The 24,604-nt window shown below is 63.0% G+C and carries 28 protein-coding genes; 5 read left to right on the top strand and 23 right to left on the bottom strand.

The window, feature by feature from the left end:
* From VMR39_RS16995 to VMR39_RS16920, 16 genes are all read right to left on the bottom strand, one after another.
* Window positions 1-1,654: conjugal transfer protein TraN (locus VMR39_RS16995; RefSeq protein ID WP_325417225.1), on the bottom strand; the 1,654-nt coding region annotated here is incomplete at its 3' end.
* A gap of 29 nt (window positions 1,655-1,683) precedes the next feature.
* The gene (gene trbC / locus VMR39_RS16990; protein ID WP_019054282.1) at window positions 1,684-2,430 is read right to left on the bottom strand and encodes a type-F conjugative transfer system pilin assembly protein TrbC; all 747 of its coding nucleotides are present in this window, start codon (window positions 2,428-2,430) and stop codon (window positions 1,684-1,686) included.
* 8 nt (window positions 2,431-2,438) lie between these two features.
* Window positions 2,439-3,458: a conjugal transfer pilus assembly protein TraU gene (gene traU / locus VMR39_RS16985; protein ID WP_019054283.1), complete on the bottom strand. Its 1,020-nt coding sequence runs from the start codon at window positions 3,456-3,458 to the stop codon at window positions 2,439-2,441.
* A complete protein-coding gene (locus VMR39_RS16980) occupies window positions 3,458-3,727 on the bottom strand; it encodes a hypothetical protein (protein WP_019054284.1) in 270 nt (89 codons plus the stop codon). The genes traU and VMR39_RS16980 overlap by 1 nt, the downstream gene beginning before the upstream one ends.
* Window positions 3,727-4,383 carry a type-F conjugative transfer system protein TraW gene (traW, locus tag VMR39_RS16975; protein WP_019054285.1) on the bottom strand — a complete coding sequence of 219 codons (657 nt, stop codon included), beginning with the start codon at window positions 4,381-4,383 and terminating at the stop codon, window positions 3,727-3,729. The genes VMR39_RS16980 and traW overlap by 1 nt, the downstream gene beginning before the upstream one ends.
* Window positions 4,380-4,925, bottom strand: a complete 546-nt coding sequence (locus VMR39_RS16970) for a S26 family signal peptidase (protein WP_019054286.1) — start codon at window positions 4,923-4,925, stop codon at window positions 4,380-4,382. The genes traW and VMR39_RS16970 overlap by 4 nt, the downstream gene beginning before the upstream one ends.
* Complete coding sequence (locus tag VMR39_RS16965) at window positions 4,906-5,586, bottom strand: type-F conjugative transfer system protein TrbI (protein WP_026149937.1); 681 nt, start codon at window positions 5,584-5,586, stop codon at window positions 4,906-4,908. The genes VMR39_RS16970 and VMR39_RS16965 overlap by 20 nt, the downstream gene beginning before the upstream one ends.
* On the bottom strand, window positions 5,579-5,935 hold the full coding sequence (locus tag VMR39_RS16960; protein WP_019054288.1) for a hypothetical protein: 357 nt from the start codon (window positions 5,933-5,935) through the stop codon (window positions 5,579-5,581). Before VMR39_RS16960 ends, VMR39_RS16965 begins: the two co-directional genes overlap by 8 nt.
* Before the next feature lie 3 nt (window positions 5,936-5,938).
* The gene (traC, locus tag VMR39_RS16955) at window positions 5,939-8,524 is read right to left on the bottom strand and encodes a type IV secretion system protein TraC (protein WP_019054289.1); all 2,586 of its coding nucleotides are present in this window, start codon (window positions 8,522-8,524) and stop codon (window positions 5,939-5,941) included.
* Window position 8,525: 1 nt separating this feature from the next.
* Window positions 8,526-9,518, bottom strand: a complete 993-nt coding sequence (locus tag VMR39_RS16950; protein ID WP_026149938.1) for a TraV family lipoprotein — start codon at window positions 9,516-9,518, stop codon at window positions 8,526-8,528.
* A 14-nt stretch (window positions 9,519-9,532) separates the two neighbouring features.
* Window positions 9,533-10,408, bottom strand: coding sequence for a DsbC family protein (locus VMR39_RS16945; RefSeq protein ID WP_019054291.1), 876 nt, complete (start codon window positions 10,406-10,408; stop codon window positions 9,533-9,535).
* Window positions 10,395-11,720, bottom strand: a complete 1,326-nt coding sequence (locus VMR39_RS16940) for a TraB/VirB10 family protein (protein WP_019054292.1) — start codon at window positions 11,718-11,720, stop codon at window positions 10,395-10,397. The genes VMR39_RS16945 and VMR39_RS16940 overlap by 14 nt, the downstream gene beginning before the upstream one ends.
* Window positions 11,721-11,724: 4 nt before the next feature.
* Window positions 11,725-12,561 carry a type-F conjugative transfer system secretin TraK gene (locus VMR39_RS16935; protein ID WP_019054293.1) on the bottom strand — a complete coding sequence of 279 codons (837 nt, stop codon included), beginning with the start codon at window positions 12,559-12,561 and terminating at the stop codon, window positions 11,725-11,727.
* Window positions 12,558-13,139, bottom strand: coding sequence for a type IV conjugative transfer system protein TraE (locus VMR39_RS16930; protein ID WP_024020807.1), 582 nt, complete (start codon window positions 13,137-13,139; stop codon window positions 12,558-12,560). Before VMR39_RS16930 ends, VMR39_RS16935 begins: the two co-directional genes overlap by 4 nt.
* Window position 13,140: 1 nt before the next feature.
* Complete coding sequence (gene traL / locus VMR39_RS16925) at window positions 13,141-13,431, bottom strand: type IV conjugative transfer system protein TraL (RefSeq protein ID WP_017184781.1); 291 nt, start codon at window positions 13,429-13,431, stop codon at window positions 13,141-13,143.
* A gap of 61 nt (window positions 13,432-13,492) precedes the next feature.
* Entirely contained in the window at window positions 13,493-13,813 is a 321-nt protein-coding gene (locus VMR39_RS16920; protein ID WP_024020808.1) for a TrbC/VirB2 family protein, read from the bottom strand.
* A gap of 356 nt (window positions 13,814-14,169) precedes the next feature.
* Here VMR39_RS16920 and VMR39_RS16915 point away from each other — a divergent pair, with 356 nt between their 5' ends.
* Both VMR39_RS16915 and VMR39_RS16910 read left to right on the top strand, forming a co-directional pair.
* Window positions 14,170-14,619 (top strand): hypothetical protein, encoded by a 450-nt coding sequence (locus VMR39_RS16915; protein ID WP_019054296.1) that lies wholly within the window; start codon window positions 14,170-14,172, stop codon window positions 14,617-14,619.
* Between the two features lie 119 nt (window positions 14,620-14,738).
* Window positions 14,739-15,245 (top strand): helix-turn-helix domain-containing protein, encoded by a 507-nt coding sequence (locus VMR39_RS16910; RefSeq protein ID WP_019054297.1) that lies wholly within the window; start codon window positions 14,739-14,741, stop codon window positions 15,243-15,245.
* 55 nt (window positions 15,246-15,300) lie between these two features.
* On the opposite strand, the gene VMR39_RS16905 is transcribed toward VMR39_RS16910, so the two are convergent.
* Window positions 15,301-16,260 carry a lytic transglycosylase domain-containing protein gene (locus VMR39_RS16905; protein ID WP_019054298.1) on the bottom strand — a complete coding sequence of 320 codons (960 nt, stop codon included), beginning with the start codon at window positions 16,258-16,260 and terminating at the stop codon, window positions 15,301-15,303.
* A 110-nt stretch (window positions 16,261-16,370) separates the two neighbouring features.
* Between VMR39_RS16905 and VMR39_RS16900 the strand changes: the two genes are divergently transcribed.
* Window positions 16,371-17,666: a hypothetical protein gene (locus VMR39_RS16900; protein ID WP_031309899.1), complete on the top strand. Its 1,296-nt coding sequence runs from the start codon at window positions 16,371-16,373 to the stop codon at window positions 17,664-17,666.
* A 44-nt stretch (window positions 17,667-17,710) separates the two neighbouring features.
* Here VMR39_RS16900 and VMR39_RS16895 read toward each other — a convergent pair whose 3' ends face one another.
* The 3 genes from VMR39_RS16895 to VMR39_RS16885 form a co-directional block, all read right to left on the bottom strand.
* Window positions 17,711-17,884 carry a hypothetical protein gene (locus tag VMR39_RS16895; protein ID WP_161633929.1) on the bottom strand — a complete coding sequence of 58 codons (174 nt, stop codon included), beginning with the start codon at window positions 17,882-17,884 and terminating at the stop codon, window positions 17,711-17,713.
* Between the two features lie 536 nt (window positions 17,885-18,420).
* A complete protein-coding gene (locus VMR39_RS16890; protein WP_152536494.1) occupies window positions 18,421-18,843 on the bottom strand; it encodes a MarR family winged helix-turn-helix transcriptional regulator in 423 nt (140 codons plus the stop codon).
* Between the two features lie 98 nt (window positions 18,844-18,941).
* Window positions 18,942-20,111, bottom strand: coding sequence for a GNAT family N-acetyltransferase (locus tag VMR39_RS16885; RefSeq protein ID WP_325417205.1), 1,170 nt, complete (start codon window positions 20,109-20,111; stop codon window positions 18,942-18,944).
* Window positions 20,112-20,504: 393 nt separating this feature from the next.
* Here VMR39_RS16885 and VMR39_RS16880 point away from each other — a divergent pair, with 393 nt between their 5' ends.
* Together VMR39_RS16880 and VMR39_RS16875 are read left to right on the top strand one after the other, a co-directional pair.
* Window positions 20,505-21,617: a LysR family transcriptional regulator gene (locus tag VMR39_RS16880; protein WP_235219115.1), complete on the top strand. Its 1,113-nt coding sequence runs from the start codon at window positions 20,505-20,507 to the stop codon at window positions 21,615-21,617.
* Between the two features lie 194 nt (window positions 21,618-21,811).
* Window positions 21,812-22,216, top strand: a complete 405-nt coding sequence (locus VMR39_RS16875; RefSeq protein ID WP_084625445.1) for a hypothetical protein — start codon at window positions 21,812-21,814, stop codon at window positions 22,214-22,216.
* A 356-nt stretch (window positions 22,217-22,572) separates the two neighbouring features.
* Here VMR39_RS16875 and VMR39_RS16870 read toward each other — a convergent pair whose 3' ends face one another.
* The 3 genes from VMR39_RS16870 to VMR39_RS16860 all read right to left on the bottom strand — a co-directional run bounded on the left by VMR39_RS16870 (window position 22,573) and on the right by VMR39_RS16860 (window position 24,128).
* Window positions 22,573-22,794 (bottom strand): hypothetical protein, encoded by a 222-nt coding sequence (locus VMR39_RS16870; RefSeq protein WP_024020814.1) that lies wholly within the window; start codon window positions 22,792-22,794, stop codon window positions 22,573-22,575.
* 198 nt (window positions 22,795-22,992) lie between these two features.
* On the bottom strand, window positions 22,993-23,394 hold the full coding sequence (locus VMR39_RS16865) for a hypothetical protein (RefSeq protein ID WP_024020815.1): 402 nt from the start codon (window positions 23,392-23,394) through the stop codon (window positions 22,993-22,995).
* Window positions 23,391-24,128, bottom strand: coding sequence for a GGDEF domain-containing protein (locus tag VMR39_RS16860; RefSeq protein ID WP_325417198.1), 738 nt, complete (start codon window positions 24,126-24,128; stop codon window positions 23,391-23,393). The genes VMR39_RS16865 and VMR39_RS16860 overlap by 4 nt, the downstream gene beginning before the upstream one ends.
* Window positions 24,129-24,604: the final 476 nt, after the last annotated feature.

Raw genomic sequence — 24,604 nt, 5'->3', positions numbered from 1 at the left:
TGGCGGAGCCCCATGACTTGCCCAGTTGAGGGCGGCCCTGCTCCTGAAGAACCCGGCTGAGCTTGCTTTCGAAACAGCAATAGGCCGTTCGCCTCGTGCTGCAGATGCCGAGGAAGCTCGACGAGCAATAGGTGCCGAGATTGTGGCAGAGGCCCATGCGGTCCTTGATGTCGAGCTTCATCTCGTCCTGTGAGCAGGCGAACAAGGTCAGGAAGGGCGTCGCCAGCGCGGCGATCGCGGCCGGTCCTCCCGCCAGCGCCGCGGCACCGGCACCGACGGTGAGAAGACCCGACGTCTTGCCCGCGCAGCAGTTGATCAGACCGAAGACCGGCTTGTGGCAGGTCTCGCGGCTGCCCTTGAAGACCGTGAAATTGGTCTCATCGAACTCCTTGCCGGCCTGGTCGATCGAATGGAGAGCAACCAGCGCATCCTTGAACTCGGTGGACGCCTCTCGAACGATCGGTTCACAGTCACCGTTGATGCAGTAGACGTCGTCGCCACAGATATATTGGGGCGCATCGCTCGGGCCGCCTGACGGCGTCGGGCATTTGTAGACCCGGTTCTCGACCTTGCAGGGACCCCCGTCGGGTTCCTCGTCCAGGCATTCGGTCCGAAGGTACGTGCAGCTGCCGTTTGCCTCGAGGTCGCCGCAGTCGTTGGCCGATGAAATGCGATGACACTGATAGGTGCGCTCCCATGCCCAGCAGGGCTGGGTGACGGGAACGCCATTGACGATCCTGGTCACCGGATCGCTGGAAGTGCAGACCTCGGTCTCGAGCGTGCAGTTCGCGTCGGCAGCATTCGCGGCACACAGACCTTCGTTGCGCGTCACCACCGGCACCGCCGGCTCGTCCTGCTTGGTCAGCCAATAATTGCCGGTCGAGAGCACATAGCCTGGATGGTATTCGCCCGGCGTGATCCCCTGGGCCTCCGCCGTACATTTGACCTCGACGGCGGTATGGCCAAGGCTCTTGCAGTTGGGCGCCGCAGTGTACCCATAGGCGCTCATATTGTCGCAATAGTCGATGACCCGGCTTTCCCAGCAAACGCCCGATGCAATCTCGTCGTCGAACGCGGCGCGCGCGGGATAAGGGCCACCATCGGTCGGCAGGAAGCTCAACCGGCCCGTATAATAGGTGTAGACTGTCCGCGGCTCGGCACGAACATCGAGGGTGACGTTGCAGGTTCGCGCCTCCGTCGTGACCTTGCTGCCGGCGTTGCAGCTCGCCTCGTAATATCCCGCGCTGCCGGTCGCGGGCGGCAAGGGCACGCAGGTGCCTTTGGTTCCTCCCATCGACTCGCCGGCGAGATAGGTCGATGGGTCATTCTCCACCGAAGTCGCGCGGGCCGTCGTCGAGAGGATCTCGGAATTGCTGAAGGTCGCTCGGGTGCGATCGGCGTCGGTGGTGATGCGATATTGCTCGTTCGACGACTTGGCCGACTGGGCCGCCGCTTCCAGCCTCTCCGGATCGTCGAAATAGGAGCCCTCCGGCAGGTTCGTGCCCGAATAGCCCGGCACGGCGGCCGCCTGTGCATCGTTCGAAGGCACCAGCGTGGAGTCGTTCCGCTTCTCGGTGCCGAGCGCCTTGCCTTGCTGCCGTGCCTCATCGAGTGTCATCTGCCCCAATGCCGGCGATCCCATCGCCAGCGCCATGAACAGCACAGAAGAGGCAAGAGCGCGCCTCACGGGGCAGTCTTGCGCATGTTGGAAAGGCCGACAGCCGCGATCCGCGCACCGGGACCATTGCCGTCGGCGAACTGCTCGAGCGCATATTCGACCGAGACGTTGCCGACGAGCCGGTCATAAGGCGGCACCTTCGTCTGGCAGGAAAATCCGGCGCACAGGTCGAAATCGGACGAGACCGCGACATAGGTCGGCACGGCCTGTACGTCGAACGCGCGGAAGAGGCGCGGATCGATGCCGACATTGGCGAAATCGTCCTGCCGGTCGACGATCTTGCCGAGGCTCGTGGCGAACTCCTTCATCGAATTGTTCGGGAATCCGCGGAAGACAACCACGCCGCCGGCCTTGGCGGTATCGGCGATCAGCTTCTTCAAAGACTGGGGCGGCATCGAGAGGCTGGCAAAGACGATGAGCTGGGGCGCCTCGCCCTTGCCCGCTGTCGCGTTCGAGGCAGCGCCGGCGACGATCTCATCGAAGTCGACGGGCCCGGCCGGACCCTTGGGCAGTTCGCTCTTCGCGACCCGCTGCATGTTCGCCATTCCGCCGTCGCGAGACTGCGCCGCATCCTCGCGGAAGGCATCGCCCCGGTCCTTCACCTGGTTGACGAAGGCCTCGGCATCGGCCTGGAGATCGGCCGAGCGCTGCTTGATCGCCTGAATGTCGATCCCGTCGACGTTCTGCGCCAACAGCGCCGACATGCCGGCTATGGTGAGAATGGCGGCCGGAACCCAGAGATAGGTGCGCATCGTTCCTCCTAAAGGACGCAGCAGTTGCGCTTGCGCCAGACAAGGTAGCCCATGTCCTCGCCGCCGGCGGGATAGGCGCGGCCTGCGTCAGGCGGCATGGTGGATGCCCCGATCGCGGAGCAGGCGAAGCGGCCACTCACCGTCGGGATCGGGTTGACCATCTGGAAGCGGTACTGCTGCTTCCGCATGATCGGCATCAGGTACTTCTTGCAGAGCCCGGCCGAGCCCATCGTGCCCCAGGCCAGCGCCTCGCGGTGCATCTTGTAGGCGAAGCGCGACAGCGCGAGCCGCGAGGACTGCACATGACCGATCGAAGACGGGACGTTGCCGTTCAGCGGATACATGCTGCCCTGGCAGCCCGCGCACCAGAACAGCGGGTCGAGTGGGAGATGGACGGTGCCGGCGATGCAGTCGCCGGCGCAGGCGACCTGCGCGATCGGATTGGCGAAGACGATCGCCTCCGGGTTGATCAGCGCCGTCAGCGAGTCGTCCTGCCAGAGCGGATCGATCTCGGTCATATAGGCGATGTCGAAGCTCGCCTGCTCGAAGCAGACGAAGTCGGTGAGTATCTCCATCCAGTAGAGCAGCGGGTAGACATACCAGTGGACGTGCCACTTCGCGGTACTCTGGGATCGGCCGCCGACCATGGAGGGGCCCGTCAAATAGCCCTGTCCGATGTCGAAACCCGGCGCGATGCGCATGCCGCCCAGGTTCGGGAAACACCAGGGCTTCATCGTGACGTCGGCGAGGCGCGCGGGCTCCCAGAAGCCGACCGCAATCCCGATCCGCGGAATGGGACTGCCGCACAGGCAGATGGGCGACGCCGGATTGGAGGTATCGGGCCGGCTGCTCGGCCAGATCTTGAGGCCGCCCACCGACAGCGGAAACAGGCAGGACCAGCACACATCGGTGATCGGATTAACGAATTTCCCGTGACAGGTCGGTCCGGCCGCCTCGGCGCTCGGCGCGAGGACGAAGGCCGCGATCATCATCACGAAGAGCCGCACAGCGGATCGAACGGCGCGCATCACTGATCCTCCCCGGCAGCGTCGAGAAAAGCGGAGTCGGCGCGGTGCTTGCGCGCGAGGTAGAGCGCGGTGGTCAACACCGCCGCGATGAGCAGCGCGGCGATCGCGCAGGGCGCCGCCCGGCCGATCAGGCGCAGCAAGGGCTGCAGGGCAAGGACGCTGACGCCCAACAGGAGGCAGAGAAGCTGCCAGATCCGTCGCAGCCGCCGAAGATCGGCCGTCTCAGGCGCCGCCATCGGCGTGCGGAGCATGTCGAGCCACAGCGGCATCAGCTGGGGCCTCCCGTCCTGAGGACGACCTCTGTGACCTTCATCACCTTGCCAGCTTGGGCAACGACCGCAGGCGTGTGCTCGATGCCGAAGCGCGAGGTGAGCTTGCCTTCCTGGTCGAAGTAGAAGCGCCGTTTCTTCGCGGTCATCTGCTCGATCGGCGAGCCATTCACAAAGATGATCTTGGCCTTGATGTCGGAATAGCGGGCCGTGGCCCAGGAAAGCTGGTCGGCGTCGTCGCCGTCGATGAAGACCAGGTCCTGCCGGATCGTGACGAGATCGAGCGGGTTGATCCGCTGGCCCTTGGCGGCGATCAGATTGCCCTTCTGGTCGCGAATGTCGCGTTCCATCGTGATCGAGGGATCGAAGTCCCAGCTTCGGGCGGTGCGCGCGGGCGTGATGCCCGACACGGGATCGGGCCGCCGGACCTTGGCCTCGACGCGCTTGGCAAACATCTCGTTCGTGCGCGCGAGCTCGCCGCTCGCCTCCGCGCGCTTCAGGCGGTTCTCGATCGTCGAGAGCAGATCAGGCTCGATCACCGGGAAGGTCTGCGCCGCCTGGCCGTAATCCTTCGCTTCCGATCGCATCGGGCCTATGACGACGAGCGCTCCGACCGTCGCGGCGACGGCGAGGCCGCCTGTAACGAGCATCCTCATAGGATGGGCTCCCCGGTTCCGATGACCTGGCGCGCGCAGACGAAGCCGATCTCGGCATAGCGGCTGTCAAAGCCATCCTTGTGCGGCGTCGCCGCGAAATAGCATCCCGGTGGCACGACCCCGGTCGCGCCCGGGGTCAGCGGCTCGCCGAACCGCGTGAGCGGCTTCATCCGCGCAACCGTGCGGCCGTTCACGGCGACCTCGCTACCGGCATGGCTGATAGTGTCGCCCGGCATGCCGTAGACGATCTTGCCGAACATCCGGGGCTTCGCGCCGAAATGGCGGCGCAGAAGCGCGCTCTGCGGCGGGTCGAAGAACAGATAGTCGCCGCGCGCCGGCAGCTTGTGGCGCTGAATCAGGAAGGCCCAGTTCGGCAGCGAGTCCGTCGTATTGATCAGCAGGAGATGGTCGCTGCGCCACTCGGCGATCGCGCTCAGGACGATGCTGCCCGCGACGAAAAGGCCGAAGAGCTGCCACAGCCGCATCCGCGGCCGCCAGGCTGGAGCCGGCGCGGCAGCGGGTTTACTGGCCGCCGCTGCCATCGGGACCTCCGAAGGTGGACACCTGCGCCGCCGGCGGGGCATATTGCGGCGCAGCCTGCTGTTGCATGGGCCCGGTTTGCATGCCCTGCGCCGCCAGCATCGGATCGATCGGCACAGAAGCCCCCGGCAACTGCCCGGCGATCTGTGCCTGGGGAACGACTTGCGGCTGAGCGGCCGCCATTGCCTGCTGTTCGAGCTGCTGGAGCTCCTCGGCCGACGCCTGACGAGGCCGTGGCACGCCCGAAGCATAGACCGCATTCTTCAGGCTGTCGGTGATGTCCGGCACGTTCTTCGTCAGCACGGCCTCCCCGACGAGGACGATCTGGCCGCCGGCGCTGCGCCTTTGCAGTTCCTTGTCGAGCGACGCCATGAAGGTGCGCATCTCGGCTTCGACCTGCGCCGGTGGCGATGCCGAGCGCGCCAGGGCCTGCACATATTCGCCGACAATCGATGACAGACGGGCCGAGACGATATGATCCTGCTTCGGCGTGACGAGCGTCTTCGTCACCCACATGCCCCAGATGGCTGCAGCCAGGAGGATCAGTCCGCCAAGGATTTGCATCCGGCTATAGCCGGCGAAGTAAGTCCGTCGTGGCGCCCTTGCCGGCTCGAGAGGGGCCGCCGGCGGCGCGGGAAGATCGAGTTCGGGTTGCTCAGCCATGGCGGGGATCTCCCTGCGTCCGGGCCGGGGGCATGATCCTGCCGCGCCGCAGGACGATGAGCCCTGCAGAGAGGATGACATGGGCCACGGCGAAGACTGTCTTGAAGGACGCGACGCGGGGCGGCGTCGCGATGACGTAGCGGGTGGTCAGGTTGTTGAGCTGGTTCATCAGCCCGTCGAGCGAGAAGCCGCCGAGCGCGAGAAAGAACAGAGCGAAGAGACCCCAGGTCATCAGCAGGGTCGAGGCCAGGAATCCCGCAAAATGTAGTCCAAAGTAAAGCAGGGCGCGCGTGTCGACCCAGGGATGGCTGCGCGTCCTGACCTTAGTCTGTGGGCTCTTGGTGGCCATTGCTCACTCCGCCGCCTGCGCGAGCTCGGCATCGCCGTGCGAGGCCCATTTCTCGGGATTGTCGGGGAAGGCGATCCGCTCGATCGCCTCGTCCATGCTGAGGCCCTGCGCGACCAGATCCTCGATCGCGGCGTAGACGGCGGGACTGGACGAATAGACCGTGGCCGAGAAGGGATCGAGCACCAGACGCCCGACGGCCAGCGTCTCGGGGCCCTTGATCAGGATATCCGAATATTCGCGGCCGTTGATCTTGAGCGAGCGCAGCAGCGCGTCGGTGTAATCGTCCATCTCGAAGCGGTCGTGCTTCTTGAAATCCGCGATCGTCTCCGGCTTTTGCTGGAGGATCACGAACCAATCGGAATTCTCGAGCGCGGCAACGGAGCCGGCCGATTTGTAATAGTCGTTGAGCGACTGGGTCGCCGTCACCAGCGAGGCGCCATATTTGCGGCAGGTGCGCGCATAGGTTTCGATGAAGTCGGCCATCGCGCCGCCGCGCAGCATCTGCCACGCTTCGTCGAGCAGCAGCGCCTTGGGGATCGAACGATCGATCTTGCGCATCATCTGCTGCGACATGAACATGATCGCGGTTAGGACCACGCTCCTCAGTTCCTCGCGCGACGACAGGTCCGAAAGCTCGAAGACGGTGAGCTGCGCCGACAGTTCGAACGACACCTCGCCCTGGAAGAAGCGGCCATAGGTGCCTCCGCTTGAGAACGGCCGCATGGCGATGCCGAGGTCGCTCGCCTGGTGGTTGCCGGTCGCATCGAGCGCGGCGATCACATCGTCGATCGAACCGGCCCTTCCCTTCTCTTCCCAGACCGCATTGACCGCGCCGTCGATCAGGCCCCGCTCGGTGTCGTTCAGCCGGTCGATGTGACGTGCCATCTGGTTCACGATGGCCTTCAGCATCGCCATGCAGTCGAGCAGATAGTCCTCGTCTTGCCTTGCCAGCTCCTCGTCGATCATGCTGAAGGGGTTGAGACAGAAGCCCGACGACATGGTGAACTCGACGAAGGCGCCGCCCTGCAGCTTGGCCGAGTGCTCGAACGAGCGGCCATCGTCGATCACGACGACACGCGCGCCGGCGCCGCACAGCGACGCGCACAGTTCCTGGAGCGTCACCGACTTGCCCGACCCGGACTTGCCGACGACGGCGACATTATGGTTGCCCGCCTTGTTCTCGAAGGGACTCCAGAAATAGGGCTGGCCGCGCCGCCCGATCAGCATCAGATGCGGAACCTGGCTCCCCAGAAACTCACCCTGGATCGGCGCGAGATTGGCGGCCGTCGTGGTCAGCAACGTGCGCATCCTTTTCATGCGCTCGAGGTCGCGCGAAAGCCCATTCGCCATCGTCATGGGCATCGCGCAGAGCAGCCCCATGATCTGCAGATATCGATCGTCGAGAAGGTCCCAGCCCGCAGCCCCGTAGACCGACTTCAGCACCCGCTCGTTGGCATCGCCCCTGCCCTTGGGCGAGAAGGAAGTGACGCTGAAGAATACGCGGACGAGCTTGCGGCCCTGGCGGATTTCGTCATTCACATAGCGCCATTCCTGGCTCTGGTCCTTGAGCTGCGGGAGGAAACGCGAGGACTTGGAATCGGCGAGGCTCGTCGTTCGCATGAACTTGAAGCTCGCCTTGTTGCTCGCGGCCATCGGGTCGGGAAATTCGACGCAGAGGTTGGTCGCGATCGGACAGGGCATCCGCAGCTTATCGGTGAACATGTCGCCGATCAGGCGCGCGACGTCCCAAGGCGCCCAGCGCGCCGGCAGGTTGCGGACCGAAAAGGAGCGGACGTCGAAAACGTCGGGCAGGATCTCGCCGATCTCCGGTGCTTCGTCGATCGTCTTGCCGGTGGGGCGGAAGCGCTCGGTCCGCAGCAGCATGCGGTCGGGCTCGACATGCAGCTCGACGTCGCGGCGGATGGCCTGGTCGGCGATGGGATCAAGCGGATTGTAGCTGACGACATCCTCGCCGGCCGCGGTCGTGGGCGAGGTGATGTCGTCGATCCAGGCGATCAGCGCCGGCGGGTCCATCTTACGGGCCGAGACGTTGATCGACGCCAGCGCCGAGATGAGGCCGTCCATGACCGCCACGATCTCCTCGGTCGTGACGCTCGAGGTTTCGGGCGTCGAATAGGAGATCGCGACCCGGTGGTTGCGCAACGAAAAGGGCGCATCGGCCGACAACGATTTCCAGACCCCGTCGGTCAGGAAATCGACCCGGTGCTTGGCCATCCGCTCGTAGACGCCGCGTGCCGAATAGCGCGGCAGATACCATTTCGAGAGACGCTCGCCGATCCGCGGGCTCATCCATTGGTGGAACTGCAGGCAGCCGGGCGCGGGGATCGCTTCCGACAGGAATTGCGTGAGGATCTCACCCGTCCGCTCATCAGCACCAACGAGCGGCGCCGCCTCGATCACGAAACCCCGAGAGGCGCTGTTGTAAAAGATCCCGGTTTTGGGATCATAGCTTCGATAGGGCAGCCAGTGCGCGAGCATCGGGACACCGAGTTCCGGCCGTTCGGCGTCAGGCCGCTTGGCGTCGCCAAGTATCCCGGCAAGCAGGCTTTCGAAGACGCCCCCCGCCATCTCACTTATCCTCCTGGACGGCAGCGGGGAAGTTCGCGGCCTTCACGGTCGGAGCGATCGCGGCGGGTGCGGCCTGCACTCCCGACTGCGCGGCGGCGGCATCCCGCGCGCCCTTCGCGGCCCCGGTCGCGACCTCCTGGTAACGGGGATCGGCCTTGACGTGGGCAACGGCGGCGGCGCCGGTTCCGCTCGCCGGGACTGGCGCTGGGGTCGGAGATGCCTTCGCCTGGGGACTGCCGCCCGTCGATGCTCCGGAGGGGGGTTGGAGCACCGGCGAGGCGGCAGCCGACGGTGTGTGGCTCAAAGCCGCCGCCGTTCCCGGGCGGGATGCCGCTTGCGCCTTGGGAGCGAGACGCGCGCGGACATCCGCCTTGATCGCACTGACCGGATCTGGGACCGCATCGGGCTTGCGCGCCCGCGCGGCTGCCACCGCCGCCGGACCCGGGGCGTCGGGATCGGAAAGCGCAAAACTGTCCAGCGGCGGGTCGACGCGGTCGACCGCGTCAGCCAGCGATTCCGTCAAGCCCTGTGCGGCGGCAGATCGCCGCGGCGGCACGGCCACCTCCGTCAGCGCCTGCTGCTGCCATTCGCCGCGCGCGACCACCGCATGGACCGCACTCGCTTCATGAAGCCGCCCGCGCTCGTCGATATAGGGCTGGAAGACGATCCTCAGGACCTTCTCCTGGGTGCGTCCGGCGTCCGCCGATGCCAGGCGCGCCGGATGGCCGACCTGCGCCCGGTTGGTCCGGCCGCGCATCGGCTGCCGTATATTGCCGGTGGGCATGGCATCACCGTCCGAAGGGTCTGCCGAAATGAGTGCAAGCGCCCGATCGTCGATCGTCGAGCTCGGCGCGCAAATGCCGTCCGGCGCCGCGCAGGAGAAACTCCCGCGCACATTACCTCCGAAACTGGCGCAGCTGCTCAGCGCGAGAAGGCTGGTGAAGCCAAGCCCAGCGGTGAGACAAAGGCGCTGCCGCCTGTGCCTGGACTGCATGGCAGGCCGCCGGCTCACGACTGCCCTCCCTTGAGCCAGTTCTCGAGGAAGGCCCGCGGCCGGAACCCCTCGATGACCGCGCCGTCGCCGCGAACGATGACGGGCGTGCCACTCAGACCATGGCGGTGGGCGAAGGCCTCGTTGGCGTCGAGACCCGACGTGTCGCAGGACGGACCCGCCTTCAGATCCTCGCCAGCATAGGCCGCATGGAGCGCGGCCTCGCGGTTCTTCGCGCAGTAGACGCGATCGGCGACGTCGCGGCTTCCGAGCACCGAGATCGGCCGCTCGACGACCCGGACGTTCATGTCCTTGAGCACGCTCGTGAGCGCCCGGCAGTAGCCGCAGCGAAAGTCCGTGAAGATCGTGACGGTCTGGCCCGAAGGGTTGCCCCAAACGATCGCACCCTCGCGCGGCAGTTCAGCCAGCGAAAGCTTCTGCGGCACCTCTGGCCGCGCAAGCTTCTCGGTGCGGCCCGGTGTCGCCGCCGCAAGCTGGGCGGACTCGTCGTCCCCGCCGGCATTTGCGGTGGCATTCGCCTTGGCGGCTGCCCCAACCAGCATGTCGGGGTTCATTTCGAGCAGCCGGGCGGCGGTGATGTCCTGCCGGGTCTGCATGTCATAGACACGCCCGATGACGAGGAAGCGCGCCCCGGTGTCCACGTAGAACAGATTGGCCCCTGCGGTGACTTCGCACAGGCCACTGATCTTCCCGCAATCGATCGCGGTGACCGGCGTCTTGGGCAACCGCGTCTTCAGCAGCAGCCGGACCCGATCTTCCGGGCTGTTGGTGTCGGCCGCAAGCGCGATACCGGCAACGCTGAGCCCAAGAAGCGTGGTGAGGACCAGGCGCGATGGACGCGCCAGCGTGCGTATGCGGTCAATTGCGGACATAGACACCCTCCAGGAAAACGATTTCGACGTCGATGCCGGTCGGCATCTCGATCACCGGCTGGTACTGCTCGGCGCGCTCGATCAGATATTTGGAGACCATGTCGCCGGTCTGGGCGACGCCTTCGCCAAAACCGCCTTCCAGGATGTCGCCGGTCGAGAGCTTCTGGCGCTGGCCGTTGGTGGTGATATTGGTGCCCTGGAAGACGGAGTTGGCGTTGGCGGAGAAGCCGCGACCGAACCCGCCGGCCAGACCTGCCAGGAAGGCCTGCGTCACGAGCGATCCTTCGCGCGAGACCACTCGGCCGCGCACGCCCGTCTTGCCGCCGAAGGCGATGAAGCCCTTGACCTCGGACACGGCATAGCGGCCCCCGGGTTGCGGGCACGTCATCTTCTGGAGCTTGACGTAGACCTTCTCGCTCGAGAGATCGCCACGGGCTGCGCCGTTGATGAGGCACCCCTCGATCTTCGTCGTGAGCAGGCGGCCATTCTGGTAGACCGAGCGCGCCGGGCCCGTGACGCGCAGCACCACTGGCAAGGGATCGCTCTGGCTATTGACCCCGGCGCTGGCATCGACGCCGACGATGACCTTCGCGCGCGCGAAGCTGTTGGGCGGCAGATAGTTGACGCTGTCGGCGGAGACAGTGTTGCCCTTGGCGACCCGCGAAGCGTTTCCGCTGTCGGCCGTGGTGAAATTGACGAGCTTCACCTCGGCGGGCGAGGCAACCGGAGCGGCCCCCTGTGCGCTGCCCTGTCCGTCGGGACGCTGATAGGCCTGCGGTCCATTGGGGCCGTACATCGCTGAGGGCCCTGGCGTCGGCGCCTGCGCCGCGCGCCGGTCCGCAACTTGCCGACGCAGCTGTTCGTTCTCGGCCTGATAGGCTGACAGCACGCGCTGACCATCGGCCTGCATCGCCTGGTTCTGGCCTTTCAGGGCCTCGACCTGCGCCGTCAGCATCTCGAGCCGGTGGTTCTGACCGTCGATCGACTTGAGCTGGTTCTCGGTGGACTGGAAGCGATTCTCGGAAAGCGCCATCCACTCCTGCTGGGAGAGATTGCGGTTGACGAGATCCTTGGTCGAGACGTTGACCTCGCTGACGCTATCATCGGCGAGCTTGGACTTGTTGTCGTCACCGCCGAAAATCCAGAAAGAGGAGATGACGAGACCCACGCCCGCAGCGCCGGCCAGGAGCAGGCGTTGACGGCGGCGAACCGCGTCATTGCCGCCAAGGTCTCCGGCGACCGGGGAGACGCCCTCTTCGGAGCCATCATCGAGCGGGCGGCGCTTGCGGTTCAGGATGTCGGAAAGAGCCATGTCCTCACCTTCCCGTGAGAGTGTTTTGGCCAGCCAGCGGGCTGGGGCCATTCTGCGAGACGAGATAGGCCGTGGTGACCGTGCCCGGCGCCAGCTTGCTGTCGGCGATCGACACGGCGAGCGCGCTCGATGGAGCGATCATGCTCTCGGTGAGCTCGACGCTCTGGTCGCCCTTGTTCTCGATCCGGAGAACCCTGCCGGTCAGCTCTGACCCCCGATACTCGGCGATCATCTGGACCTTGAGAGTCCCGACATAGACCGGGCGAAGAGTGCGCTGGCGCATCTCATATCCGTCCGCGACGGCGTTGGAGTACATCGCCTGGACAAGTTCGACCGCCGCATCCTGCGGACCAAGCTGGTTCGTGGGACCGTTCTCCGCGGCCCGCTCGTTTGCGATCGCCGGGTTCGACACGAACACCTGGGCGGCCTGGTCGCCGCTGATGCGGCAGACGAACTTGTAGACATAGCCGCGCTTGCTTGTCGCGAAGAAGGAGAGCGCGGGACGCCCGAAGCCATCGGGTACCGAGAGATAGATGTCGCCGCGCACCGGCTCGTTGACGACCGAGAAGTCGTCCTGCGGATTGCCGGTCGAGATCTTCGACACGCTCGCGAATTCGTCCTCGACGAGGCTGATGCGGGTGAGATCCTTGGCCGACGCGGTGCAATCGACCTGGGCGCTGTCGCTCGCCATGATCGTCTGATCGGCGAAGGCCGGCTCGGCGATCAGGAAGATCGCCAGCGCGACGAGACCGGCGCCGATGAAGCGGCTCGCATGGCAATAGACGCGCGTGAGGAAGGCAGTGCCGAGGGCGGCACTCCCGATGGCATAGACCGGCATCATTGGTCGCTCCCCTGTTGGTCTTTGGCGGCGCCGGTCTTCACCATTCCAAACCCGACCAGCTTCAGCGACAGGCCGGAATATTCCCAGTCGTAGCGGAAGGTGCGGTTCTCGTTGGAGATGACCTTGTCCCCGACGATCGTGTGAAGCTCGCCGGTCACCTCCGAACGGAGGTTCTTGGTGTCGATCTCCATCTTCTGGATCGTGAAAAACTGCGAAATCGACGAGCCCCGCTGCTCACTGACGATCTTGAGCAGATCGGCCTTGATCTTGCCCTGCGTTCGCGGGCTCGCAATATCGAGTACCGCATTCATCCAATATTCGAGATTCTGCGGGCTGCGGTCGAGCGTCAGCACGACCGTGTCGCGTGTGATCATCTCGAGATATTCGTGGCTGACGCCAGCGGAGCTGATTGTCAGCGAAGATCGCAGCACCGGCTGCAGCACGACCTCCCGATCGCGTGACAGGCTGACTGTGAACAGCAGCAGGGTGAGCACGCCAAGCGCGGCCGCAGCGACGGCCAGGATGTTACGCTGGCGCAGGATACGCTGGCTGTTCGTATGGCTGTAGGAAAGTTCCATATCACCCCGCCATCAGTCGAAGATATGAGGGTGGCGTGGCTCTGAGACCGGTGAAACCGGCCGGCAGATGCCAATAGGCCAGGTGAAGCAGCCAAGATGTCGCCCGGCCCGCCTTAGCTTTTCTGAGACCCCACCAGCCCGCACCCGAAAGAAGCATGCCGATGAGGATGTGCTGAGACAGGATCCCCCAGACGAACGGAATAACCATCGCCAGGAACTCATCGAGGGTCCACAGCCCGATCAGCTCGGGATCATCGAGATGAGTTGGAATGACGTACTTGTCTGCGGCCATTGCACCACCCCCTCCTTGCGCCCCGGCGGAGCTGCTACTCCGCGCGGGGCCTAGGATCGGTTCAGATCGTTGCGGTCACGGTGGAGGTGACGATCGGAATGCCGGTACCGGCGCCCACACCGACACCGACCGGAATGGCGATCTGGCCCATCGAGAACCGGCCCGATGCGAGCGCCACGATGCCGCCGGCCAGGCTGAGCACGGTGATGATCTTGCCGCCGGACCCTTCGAGGAAGTCGGTGAACTTGGTCAGCGCGGTGTTGAACGTCGTGTCGGCACCGGCGAATGCGGGGCCTGCGAAGAAGAGGAATGCGAACAGAAGCACGGCGAGGGCGAGGATCGCCAGCTCCGCGTGTCCGCTCTTTTTGAGGACAGACTGCATGTGGATTTCCTTCGGTTGGAGACGCGACGGAACCGCGCCCAAGCAAAGGGTGACCAATCGGCTCGCGGCTGTGCAACCGAACGTCGATCCGACCGTTTGCGAATCGTAAAATTTTGTATGCTTAGCTGACGAGCGATCGCCTTAGCGGGACACCGCGCCCCGGTTTCAGGCCATACTGCCCCAGATTTGGGACGCCTCGCCCGCGCTCTAGGGCACACTGCCTCAGAATTGCGAAAGCGACGTAACGGCGATAGATTCGCAGGGCGGACTCGTAAAATGTTAACCATTATCGTTTCATTAACCCTCCGCAGCGCCCGACGATCAACGGGCCCTTTCGATACGAGGCTAATCAAGACGTGGGCACGATCGGCGCTGACATTCCAGGCTGCACGCTCGACATTTCCGAGCATCTTTTTCGCCTGACCACGGAAAGTCTCCGGCTCAGATCCAACGAGACAAAGTCCTACCAAACCCTTGAGCGCCTCCTGGAGGCTCGGATCGGAAGCCTTTCGCGAATCCGAGATCGCGACATGACCACCCTGAAAGAGCATCTGGTCGCAATTCCAACCCAAGGCGAGATCCGCATCGAACTTCAAATTTCACAGACCAGCGCTGACTGCCTGGATGACGTTAAAGACCTTCTCAGCAGGGAACTCGACGCCGATCTCACCGTCGGCGATGCCCTCTCCGTGTTGCTCTTCGACTATGTCGTCGAACAGAAAGCGGCGCGGGTGCTGGCAAAAATGGACCTGGAACGGGTGATACCGGCCAGAATTGCCATTCCGCCGAGCAGCCCGCGTCACTAGGCGAGATGTGACCGGCTCTCAGTGATTTGAATGCCGCTCATTTTGGCCCCAAGCAGGCTTGCAAATGAAGAATCTGTCATGTTCTCTTCATCCACCGGAAAGGTGTGGTGGGGATCTGCATGTCGGAAACCTCGGAATCGCTGTCTGTCGGTTCGTTTGAGCCAGACTATATTCGTCTGATCCGCGACCTGATGGCCGCGAACGATACACGGCATCGTTCCCTGGCCGAGAAAACCGGCATCAGCAAATCAAGGCTGGGCCGCATTCTTCATCAGACCCCGCAGAAGCGCCTCTCCATGACAGTCGATGAACTGGAGGCGATCCTGCTGGCGCTGGGAACGAATATCCTCAAGGCGTTCATGCGCACCGAAGCGTTACGCGACCTCGATCCCTCGGATAAGGCGCGTTACGACAGCGTCATCAATCTCGTTGGCGATATCGTCAAAGACCTAGGCAAGGAATTGGTGCAGACACTCGAGACCATGAACGGCCTCGATGGCACCGAAGCGCGGCCCGAATGGGCAGCCATCCTCCGCAACGGATGGATCGAGGATATCGCCAAGGCGGTCGCGTTCGTCATGGGCCGCCGCACCGTAATCACCCAGCGCGATGAGCTCTGGCGCTGAGCCATCTCGCGCAAGCGGCCTGAATGCCGGCCGCGCGCGTCAACCCCTCGTCTCCTTAGAAAGTGGAAACTGCCGCGGTCCGGCCGAATGCGCGTTGATCGGCGCTCGCTGGCGCTCCCCGGACCCGTGGAACGACCGTCACCGGCCGGTTGATGCCGCTCAGACGAGACCAGTTCAGCAGCACATTATCCACATAGGCCTGCGTTTCGGTGATCCGAGGCACCAGTCCATTCCGAACCCGTCCCGGACCAGCATTGTAGGCGGCGAGCGCGAGATGGTAGTGGCCGAAGCGGTCGAGCTGCTGACGCAGATATTTTGCGCCACCGCGCAGATTCTCTTCCACGCTGTAACGGTTGACGCCAAGCGCGACCGCCGTACCCGGCATCAGCTGCGTCAGTCCAAAGGCACTTTTGGGAGAGAAGGCATCAGGCCGATAGCGGCTTTCCCGGATGATCATCGCGTCGAACAGTCCCACGGGAATGCCGTATTGGCAGGCGATATTGCTCATCATGCCGTAGTAGTTCGCCCGCCGGATCTCGGCATCGGAGGCGAGAAAGCCTGTGGGTCTGTAGCCGGGCGCGTAGCAGCCCGGCACGTAGCTGGAGGCGGCCGAGGCGAACACCGGTCCTCCGCGCATCCAGATCGGCACTGGGATCGAGGACATTGGATAAGGTGGCATCTCTGCTGGATGCACGGCCGGCTGCGCAACTCCGACATGCGCGAACGGGTCCTCGTCCTGCAACGGCGGATGAGCGGTATTCTCGCCAGCGAAACTGTTGGCCATCTCGAATTCGACCCAACGGCGGCTGAGGTCATGCACCTTGAAATCAGCCGGCGGGGCGCCGCCGACGGCTTGATCGTCTGGCGGAGCCGGTGGGCCGGGATCTGGCTTTGCTGTCGCCCCCATCGCAATGAGCTGCACGCTCCGCGCGGTCTGTGCAGTTCTCGGCGCGGCCTGCGTTTGTGCGGAGCAGACGAGGTTCGCCGCAACCAAGCCCAGGAGAAACACACGCATAAAGACCTCCCTTTTTGCGAACTGAGGAAAGGGAAGATCAGCAGATGCCAGCTTGTCAATCCACCGTTGGGCGCTTCAGACAGGCTTCCCTGTTCGCGGGGGGCAGGTAAATGTGGTTGATCGCACGCCACAGCGATGGCCGAGGCGCTGGTCGTATTCCACTTCCCGCCCCCGTTCGTGACGCGCTTGTGAGGTGGTACGTCGGCAAGGGCTCCCGGCATGATGAGGAAGCCGGGATAATGCTCGTCCAGCAAGCTCGGCTCGGCGAAAAATGGATCGCCTGCGATTGCCTGGCTCCAGAGGCAGCCCCGCCGATCCTCACTCCAGCCTTCCTATCAGAGGCGGAAACCTACTACCTCCGTCGCCTCACCAGCCCCAACCGGCCGGAGCACCTGCCGGATTGCCCCTTCTTTCGCGACCAGGCGACAAACCGGGTCACCGAGGTTCGCACGCCCGAGAGCCCCGCCGATCCCCCCGCGGGTTATTTTGAAGTGCTGAGGCCCGCGCCGGAGAAGCTGGCACAACGACCAGAAGAAGAGAGCAGCGACGATCGAACCCGCCAAGCCTCCGTGCCGCGTCTGGCCCGCCTTCTCTGGCGCCTCATCCATATCGCGGGCCTCAATCGCACGATGCCCCTCTCGCACGAGGCGCCTGACCACTCTATCGGCGATGAGTTTCGATGTCTGACCAAGGCGGCCAAGCGGGTCGAGATCGCGCCGGGAATGGAGCTTGGTCGCGCCTTCTGGACCCACGCACAGGCGCTCCACAGCAAACGGGTCTATGCGAGCCTGCGCGAACTTGCGCGGCGCTGGCCGCGCGCGCATGCTCCGCAGGCTTTTCTCGCGCTCTTCGCCCAGGAATTTCGTGGATCGACAATCCAGGTGGCGGGCTGCGACCCGGTTGTGCTCGCTAACCGTGTGCAATCGCCATCCGTGCGGGGCAACACGATCAAAGGCCCCTATCTGGTCCTCATCGTGGCCGGCGAATATCCCGAAGCGCACGGATATGCCCCGCTTCGAGGCTATGCCCAGCCAATCTTCTCGGGAAGGCGTTTCATTCCGGTTGACTCAGAGTTTGAGCGCACCGTCCTGCGCGACCTGCTCCAGCTCCGGCGCGACTTCGATCGACGACAGATCGATCTTGTGCTCGAAAAGCCTGTTTTCGACACGCTCACCGACATTGGCTCATGTCGTCCCGACTTCCTGCTTGAAGCGCGCTCCCGCAGCACCGGGGAAATCCGGCAGCTCGTGGTCGAAGCGATGGGGTCGACGGACGATGCCTATCTTGCAGCAAAGGCCACCACCCATCCGCGTATGGAGCAGATAGCACCCCTACTTTGCATTTCCCAGAAAGACGCGAATGAGGATCGGATAGGACCGATGGTGTCGCGCGCGTTCGGGCTTTGATCAGAGGAGAGCTCGTTCGACGCACTGCCGCTCGAACTATCATCCTATTCCAGACAGCACGGCCAGACTGCCGCGATCAGCCCCACCTCATCGACGCAGCGAATAAGCTTACGATACCGAGAGTCACCGGGGTCGAGGTCAAATAGAGCTTCTGCCAGCGCCACCATGTCCGAGGTATGAAAAGCACCGCGGATCTGACGGATTTGATCGTCGACCATGAACGGTCCCGGTAAATCTCGATAGCGGCAGTGGCACAGGCGAGCGCGAAGGCGAGCGCGCAGCACAAGCCTGCGGCGAGATAAAGCGCTAGCCAGTTGGACAGTTCGATCTGGGTAAGCTGATGCATGGCAGCCCTGTATATATTCGATATATACGAATAAATCCTATCCATGGTTTCCCGACATTCCGCCGCACGACAAGTCAAGTGACCATGCGCGCATCACCGCAATGGGCGCGGGCCTGAATTTCAGACGCTCCGAACAAATTCTTGGCCGGTTAGGACGCCTATGTTGCGCGCTGCGCGAAGCTGCGAAGTGGCAGCGCCCGAGCGGGAGTCCCGCCATTCCCGATGAGAGGCCAAGCTGAGCATGGCATCGGATCGCGACACACAGTGCATCCGTTGGATTCATCCGGCGGCTGGACGAGGGACTGGATCTGCTCGACGACATAGACTGCGGCGTCGACGACGGAGTAGCCTTCAGCGGGCCGTCAATCGCGCCAAACCAAGAGGCACGCCCTGCGGCCATTTAGCCGTTCATCCCACGGCCTGGTCGCTCGAGCGATAAGGACAGCCTAATCTAGCGATGCAACAGGGTGGCATGCCTTTACCTGCCAGGCGGTCCATGAAGACTTCCATGATCTCCCGTCCCTTCGCACTGAGCCCGAGATAGGTGAAGCGCTGATCCGGCTGCCCTTTCGCGCGCTCAATGAGGCCAAGATCAATGAGCTTGCTCACCCAGCGGCGGCCCGTGCTTGGGGGCACGCCAGCAATCAGCGAGACGCTGCTGGCTTTCACGCATACACCGCGTCCAAGCGCGGCATAAAGATCCAGCAGGATGTCCCATGCGGGGTCGGAGAAGAGATCACTGCCGATCACCTCTTCCCGTAAGCGCCGGGCCATCAGCGCCCAATGTGCCAGCCGGGCACCGGGCAGAGCGCACTCCGGATCTGCCGACACGTCTCGCGCGAGACCGCCTGCGCAACCGCATGCGACGCCCGGGTCCTCTATGTCGGGAACTGGCGCCCAGCGGTCCCGCTGCCTCTCCGACCCTGACATTATGCACCCGCCGTGGAGGAGGATGTAAGGTTCTGCGCCATGCGCTCGACAGACGGTCCGCGATTGCGCCTGCGCGACCCGATGGATGCGGGCCGCGATGACGATCGGTCCAGCGGACCAGGCCGATCCCAATCTCCCTCCGGACGGATCAGTATGTAGGGGTCGGCACCAATGGCGAGCCGATCCTCCGTCGCCGCGAGGCTCGCCTCGAGCTCGACATATTCGACCTCGGAGAAGGTGAAGCGCGGTCGGTCCGCAATTGCCCTGAAACCGAATATACCCCAGAAGCGGACCAGGTCGCTGCGAGAATGACCGTAGGCGCGGCGATATCCTTTGCGACGGCAATAGCTAATCGCCTCCCTGACGAGGCGAAAAGACAACCTCGAGTTCCGGAATTCATGCCGCACAGCGAGACGTTCCAGTTTTACGAAGTCCGCGAAATAGCGCACCCTAATACAGCCCGCCGGTTCACCATCGATCTCGCCGAGGAAATGTGTCGCGCAAAAATCATTTCCGTCGAACTCCTCGTCGAACGGGCAATCCTGTTCCGCCATGTAAGTCGCCGACCGGACCGTAAAGCATTTCAGAATGTCTTCCATCGTGCGCGCTACGCGCACCGTGATCGCGCCGGCAGGTCGTGCAACCAGTTCGTTCTCAAAGAGCGGAAACCCCGAACGGGGGGACAAGGCCAGCAGATCCGCTGCAGCATTTGGGTAGACGTGGCGCGCTTCAATGAAACCCAAGGCAGGGAATAGACGAGACATATGTCCAGTCACTCCTCGCGTAAAAAGCGGACAACCTTCCGGCGCGAGGCGCCCGAGAAGGGGAGCCAGCGCACGGAGCGTCGGCGTCAGCGTGCCGGGGGCGAACATCAGCCAGATGTAGATTGCGTGGGGCCGTTCATCAGCTCGGCAGACCATCGTCAGGTCCGGCTCCATTCCGCTGAACTGTCGGTTTACAAGCGCCGAAGCTCCCTGCCGATTTAGAGGGAGATACGCGAGGAACGCCGGTCGATCTGATCGTTCGTCCTGCTCCCCCACGATATGAAAAATCTCCCGGTTATGCGCGATAGCGGCCGCAGCGACATCGTTGGGTACCAAGCCCCTGAGTTGGCGCCTCGCAAAAGCCAATGCGGCAAGTGCTTCATCCAAACTCGCCGCCCGCGTCACGGGAATTGTCCTATCACCAGCAGCACATAGCCTCTGGACACGCTCGGAAAATGCCATCGTGTGGAAGCCGTCGATCGCCGCGGTTTGTATGTTCGCCCGGTACATGCATCCCCCTTCGTGACTGAAAGGGTTACCCAAATACCTACATCTGCTTACCTTGAGGCGAGGTCATCTTTCGCTATGGCGGGTTCACTTTTGACGCACCCCGCCATCGATGTGCCTAAATGTCACGGCGCCAGGGAATGACTGACACATCCGGGTTCCGGATCTCCTCGCAAACGTTGACCCAAACAGAAACATCCGGATTGACCGAACTTATTATTGATTTTGAAAGATCGCATGAACTCTCTTGCAGCGGATTCTGCTGTGATCCGAAATAGAGGAGAGAGCGGTTTGCCCACGTCCAAGAAAGCGCGAAACGCTAGAAAGATACCCATCCCATCGGCCAAAGTTGGCAATCGCCGATCCGAGACACGCTCCTCTTCCGGTAACAAGTCCTTTCAGGAAAAGCTCAAGCTCGTCGACTGGACCGATCTGGAGCTTTTTCTCGACGTGGTCGAGGCGGGCAGCCTGCGGGCTGGTGCGTCGAAGACCGGCCGCGCCGTCGGGACGATCCGCCGCCGGCTGCAGCGAATCGAGGACAAGCTGAGCGAAGTCATCGCCCAGCGCGGCCCCTCCGGATTGCGATTGACGCGGGTCGGCGAGAAGCTGCTCCTCACCGCCCGAGAGATGCGGCTGACACGGCAGAGCGCGGAGGCAGTTCGTCCTTCCGCCGGCGAACGCGAGCGAATCCGTATGGCCGTTACGGAGGGCCTGGGTACGTACTGGCTCATGCCTCGCCTCGTGGAGTTCCAGCGCGCAAATCCTGGCCTCGACGTGGATCTCCACTGCGACATGAGTCGCAGCGATGTTGCCGGCGGCGAATGTGACCTGGCCGTACAACTCGAGCCCCCCGCAGAAGGGACGGCCATCGTCCGCCATATCGGCTGCTTGCATCTCATGCCCTTCGCCGCAGAGAGCTATCTGAAGGTTGCGGGCACCCCGACATCTGTTGACGAATGGCCGAACCATAAGCTCGTATGGCAGGAGGCAGACCAGGTCGCCTCGTACCTCTTGCCCTTCATCCTGGGACGCTCGGAAGTGCCGGGGCTGATAAGCATAAGGACCAACAGCAGTTCCGCTCATTTTCGAGCGATTGCGACCGGCGGAGGCATTGGCATCCTCCCAACCTACGCCCGTGCGATCAGCAGGCGGGTGCGTCCACTGGACCTGGACGTTCGATTGCGGCGCGAGATATTTTGCGTGGCCAATCCGGCCAAGGCCTCCTCGTCCGGCGTGCAATCGGTGATAACATGGCTGACCAGCTGCTTCGCCGGGGACATATATCCGTGGTTTCGCGACGAGTTCGTGCATCCGCGAGATTTCGAACAGGCCATCTCGTCACGCCACGTCATAGGGCTCTTCGAGGGCTTCATCGACAACATAGCTGCCGATGAACCCGATTGAATGCCTTAAAAGTGCCGCGCTTGAAAAGGTGCTGGCGAACGCGTGAAAAAAAGCGGCTAGCCGAGCGCGATCAGCAACTCCACGTGACATAACCAATGTCGCCGATAGTCTCGAAAGTGCCATCTGCAGCATTCTTCAGGGCGCCATTGGCAGCCTTGGCGCCCTGAGGGACACTGGTTGAGGAGGTTGGCCTGATGTTCGAATGCCTCTTTTTAGGCGACAGCCTCGCAGTCGGCACCGCTCAATTCACCAATGCCCGCCTCGCGCGGCCATGCACAGTCGTCGCGGCTGAAGGCGCGACAGCCAAGCAGATTTTGGCTTGGCGGAAACCCGCAAGACGTTTCGGTGTCACCGTAATAGCGATCGGCTCGAACGATATGCCGGATGGCCTTCTGTCGGAACGACTCATACGCATTCGATCATCGATCAGCTCACGCCGCGTTATCTGGATTCTGCCCTATTCGCGTCCTCGCTCCTATGTCGTGAGCTCGGTAGCCGTTAGTTTTCGCGACGAAACCCTCGATATGCTCCGGTTCCCGTCACATGATGGGCTTCACCCGAAGCGATATCAAGATGTTGCAACCAGCCTATTGCGCTGACCGAGCCCCGGCGTGGCCACTGTTGAAAAGAATTCGACATAATCTGTAGCATCGAAGAGGCGGACTAAGACTAACGAACTTGCCAATTGACACTCGATGTAAAATCACCGTGTGAGACCCATTGTGTCGTATTTATACAATATCATATCGTCTCGCAATGGTAACGATTCATCGCGACCCGAGGGGCAGAATGAAAATTCGAAGCCCTTTTGAACTCGAAAGGGCGGCATCCAAGTGGTGTCGCCTTTTTTCGGTCGCTTTCTAGCTTCTTGATAGAGCCCACACAATTGACGCGACTATCGCGTTGGGTTCGGGCCAGGGTACCCTCAGCAGAGTTCAAACCCATTCTTGTAGCCTCAGGCCGAGTCATCCAAGGGTTCTCCCTCTGGATCCCTTCCGGTCATCAGATACCATTGCTCGATTGTGCTTGGTGCTCCGATCAACCGTTCAATGCCATCGCAGACGCAATATGCCGCAGCGTGTTCGTCGTGCGCATCGAGGATGGCCAACGCACGCTGAAGAAGGCACTTGGCTTCGGCTAACTCGTCCGTCAGCACGCGCTCGGTAAAATGCATCATGTTGCACCTCCATTTCCCTTCCCGCTTTTATGTCGGCGCCGAGACGGAGAAGCCGGTAACAAGGACATACTCGACATCTCAGCGATGAACGTCCGTTTGGATTCTGTTGAGCGGGAACCCGACCCACCCCGGGTTCCCGCTCTCCTCGTCGGCAGCTACCCGGGCGCCGGACGAAGATGCCGCATATCTACCGCCCCTCTAGCCTTTTTCTCCAACTTCGGCTGCTTCGCGCAGAATGCCCGCCCAGCATGCGATCAGGAGCCCTTGCGAATTGTCGGTCTCCGATGTCGTCGTCGCATAGATGGCGAGAATTTCCGCGAGTTCACGCATCGGAATGACGTTGGCACGGCCAAGAACGGCGGCAATGACGGCAAAGGTGCCCCCAAGGGCAAGGATCGCGGTCCGATCAAGCGGGAGGCGGTCCGCAGATCCTGCCTCGTCGGCCTGCCCCTCCAACGGCGCCAAAACCGCCTGCGCAGCGACATCATGCGCGCGCTCGAGATGAGCCGCCGCGACATTGAGCCCCCATCGATCCAGGATCCGGCGCACTTCCGTCATCAGGTTGATGGCCCGCTCGAGATCAGAACGCTGCCCTGTCACGCGATCTGCTCACGGGTGCTGAGTGGCATTTCCCGGGTTTTAATCTCCTGCGCGCGCTCGGCCCATCCAATCTCGACCGCATTCTTGCCGCCACGCTTGGCCCGGTACATGATCTGGTCGACCGCGTTCATCAGCGATGCCGCGTTCTGCCCATTGTCAGGCTGGATGATCAGTGCACCCATACTGCAGGTGACAGGATATTCTCCCGTTGCAAGGACGACCGACACTCTTCCGTGCAGAGTGCGTGCGAAGCTCTCCCCGGCATCGGATGGGCGGACGCGAAGGAGGAGAACAAACTCATCGCCGCCTATTCGGCCGAACGCATCATCCCGCCGCACGAGTTCTCTCGCGCCGCGTGCGAAGGTGCGAAGGACCGTATCGCCGGCGGCATGCCCGTGCTGGTTGTTGATCGCCTTGAAATCGTCGAGGTCGAGAATGGCGAGCAGCAGGATCCCTTGGTCCTCGCGCGCAGCGTCGAGAGTCTCCTCGAGGTAGGAGTGGAATGTTTCCCCATTGAGCGCGCCGGTCATTCGATCTCGCAGGGCAAGATGACGCTGACGATCAAACGAGCGCCGGAAACTCGCAATCGTGGCGGCCACGAAAAGGTAGGTTCCAACCCGAACCGTCGTCCTGACTGCCAATGCCAATGGCGAAGAATCCGACATCGGAAGATGAGGCATGATGGCCGAGACTGCGCAGACGAGCGCGACAAAATAGCCGGCGCGCTCGCCCAAGGACCAGCATGCTGCGCAGATTGCGGGTATGTATAGCGGTGCGAGCCCCGCGTCCGGGAACCTCGAATTCGCCCAGGTGAGCAGAGCGGTCGTCGCCACAATTGCAACCCAGGCGCTCTCTCGCGACATGGATTCCAGTGCTTGAGCAAGTCGTCCAACCGGCAGATGGCTGTCCACACCTTGTCCCTACTCGTTTCTCATCGTCCCGGCTCGAGAGTTGATTGGGAAGTGCCCAGCCGGCGGCACGCCCCCTATTCGGAGACGTGCCGGCCCCCGAAACCGGGTGTTGGAAACCTGAGAGTTAGTTCAGGCGCGGACGCCTTTGGGCCGGGTGGCCTTGGACATACGCGTCCGCCACCCGGTCAAGAAGCTTGACCGGCTCTAACTCTAAGAAGGTTTCCACGCCTCCGGCCATGTCTCCACGGCTGCCTTCAAACTAGGCCAAATTTCTTAAGAAATGCAAGAAAGCCTCGGCC

The organism is Sphingobium sp. (assembly GCF_035511395.1).
Lineage (GTDB): Bacteria > Pseudomonadota > Alphaproteobacteria > Sphingomonadales > Sphingomonadaceae > Sphingobium.
The sequence above is the reverse complement of the archived record's forward strand: the minus strand, read 5'-3'. Positions and strand labels throughout refer to the sequence as shown.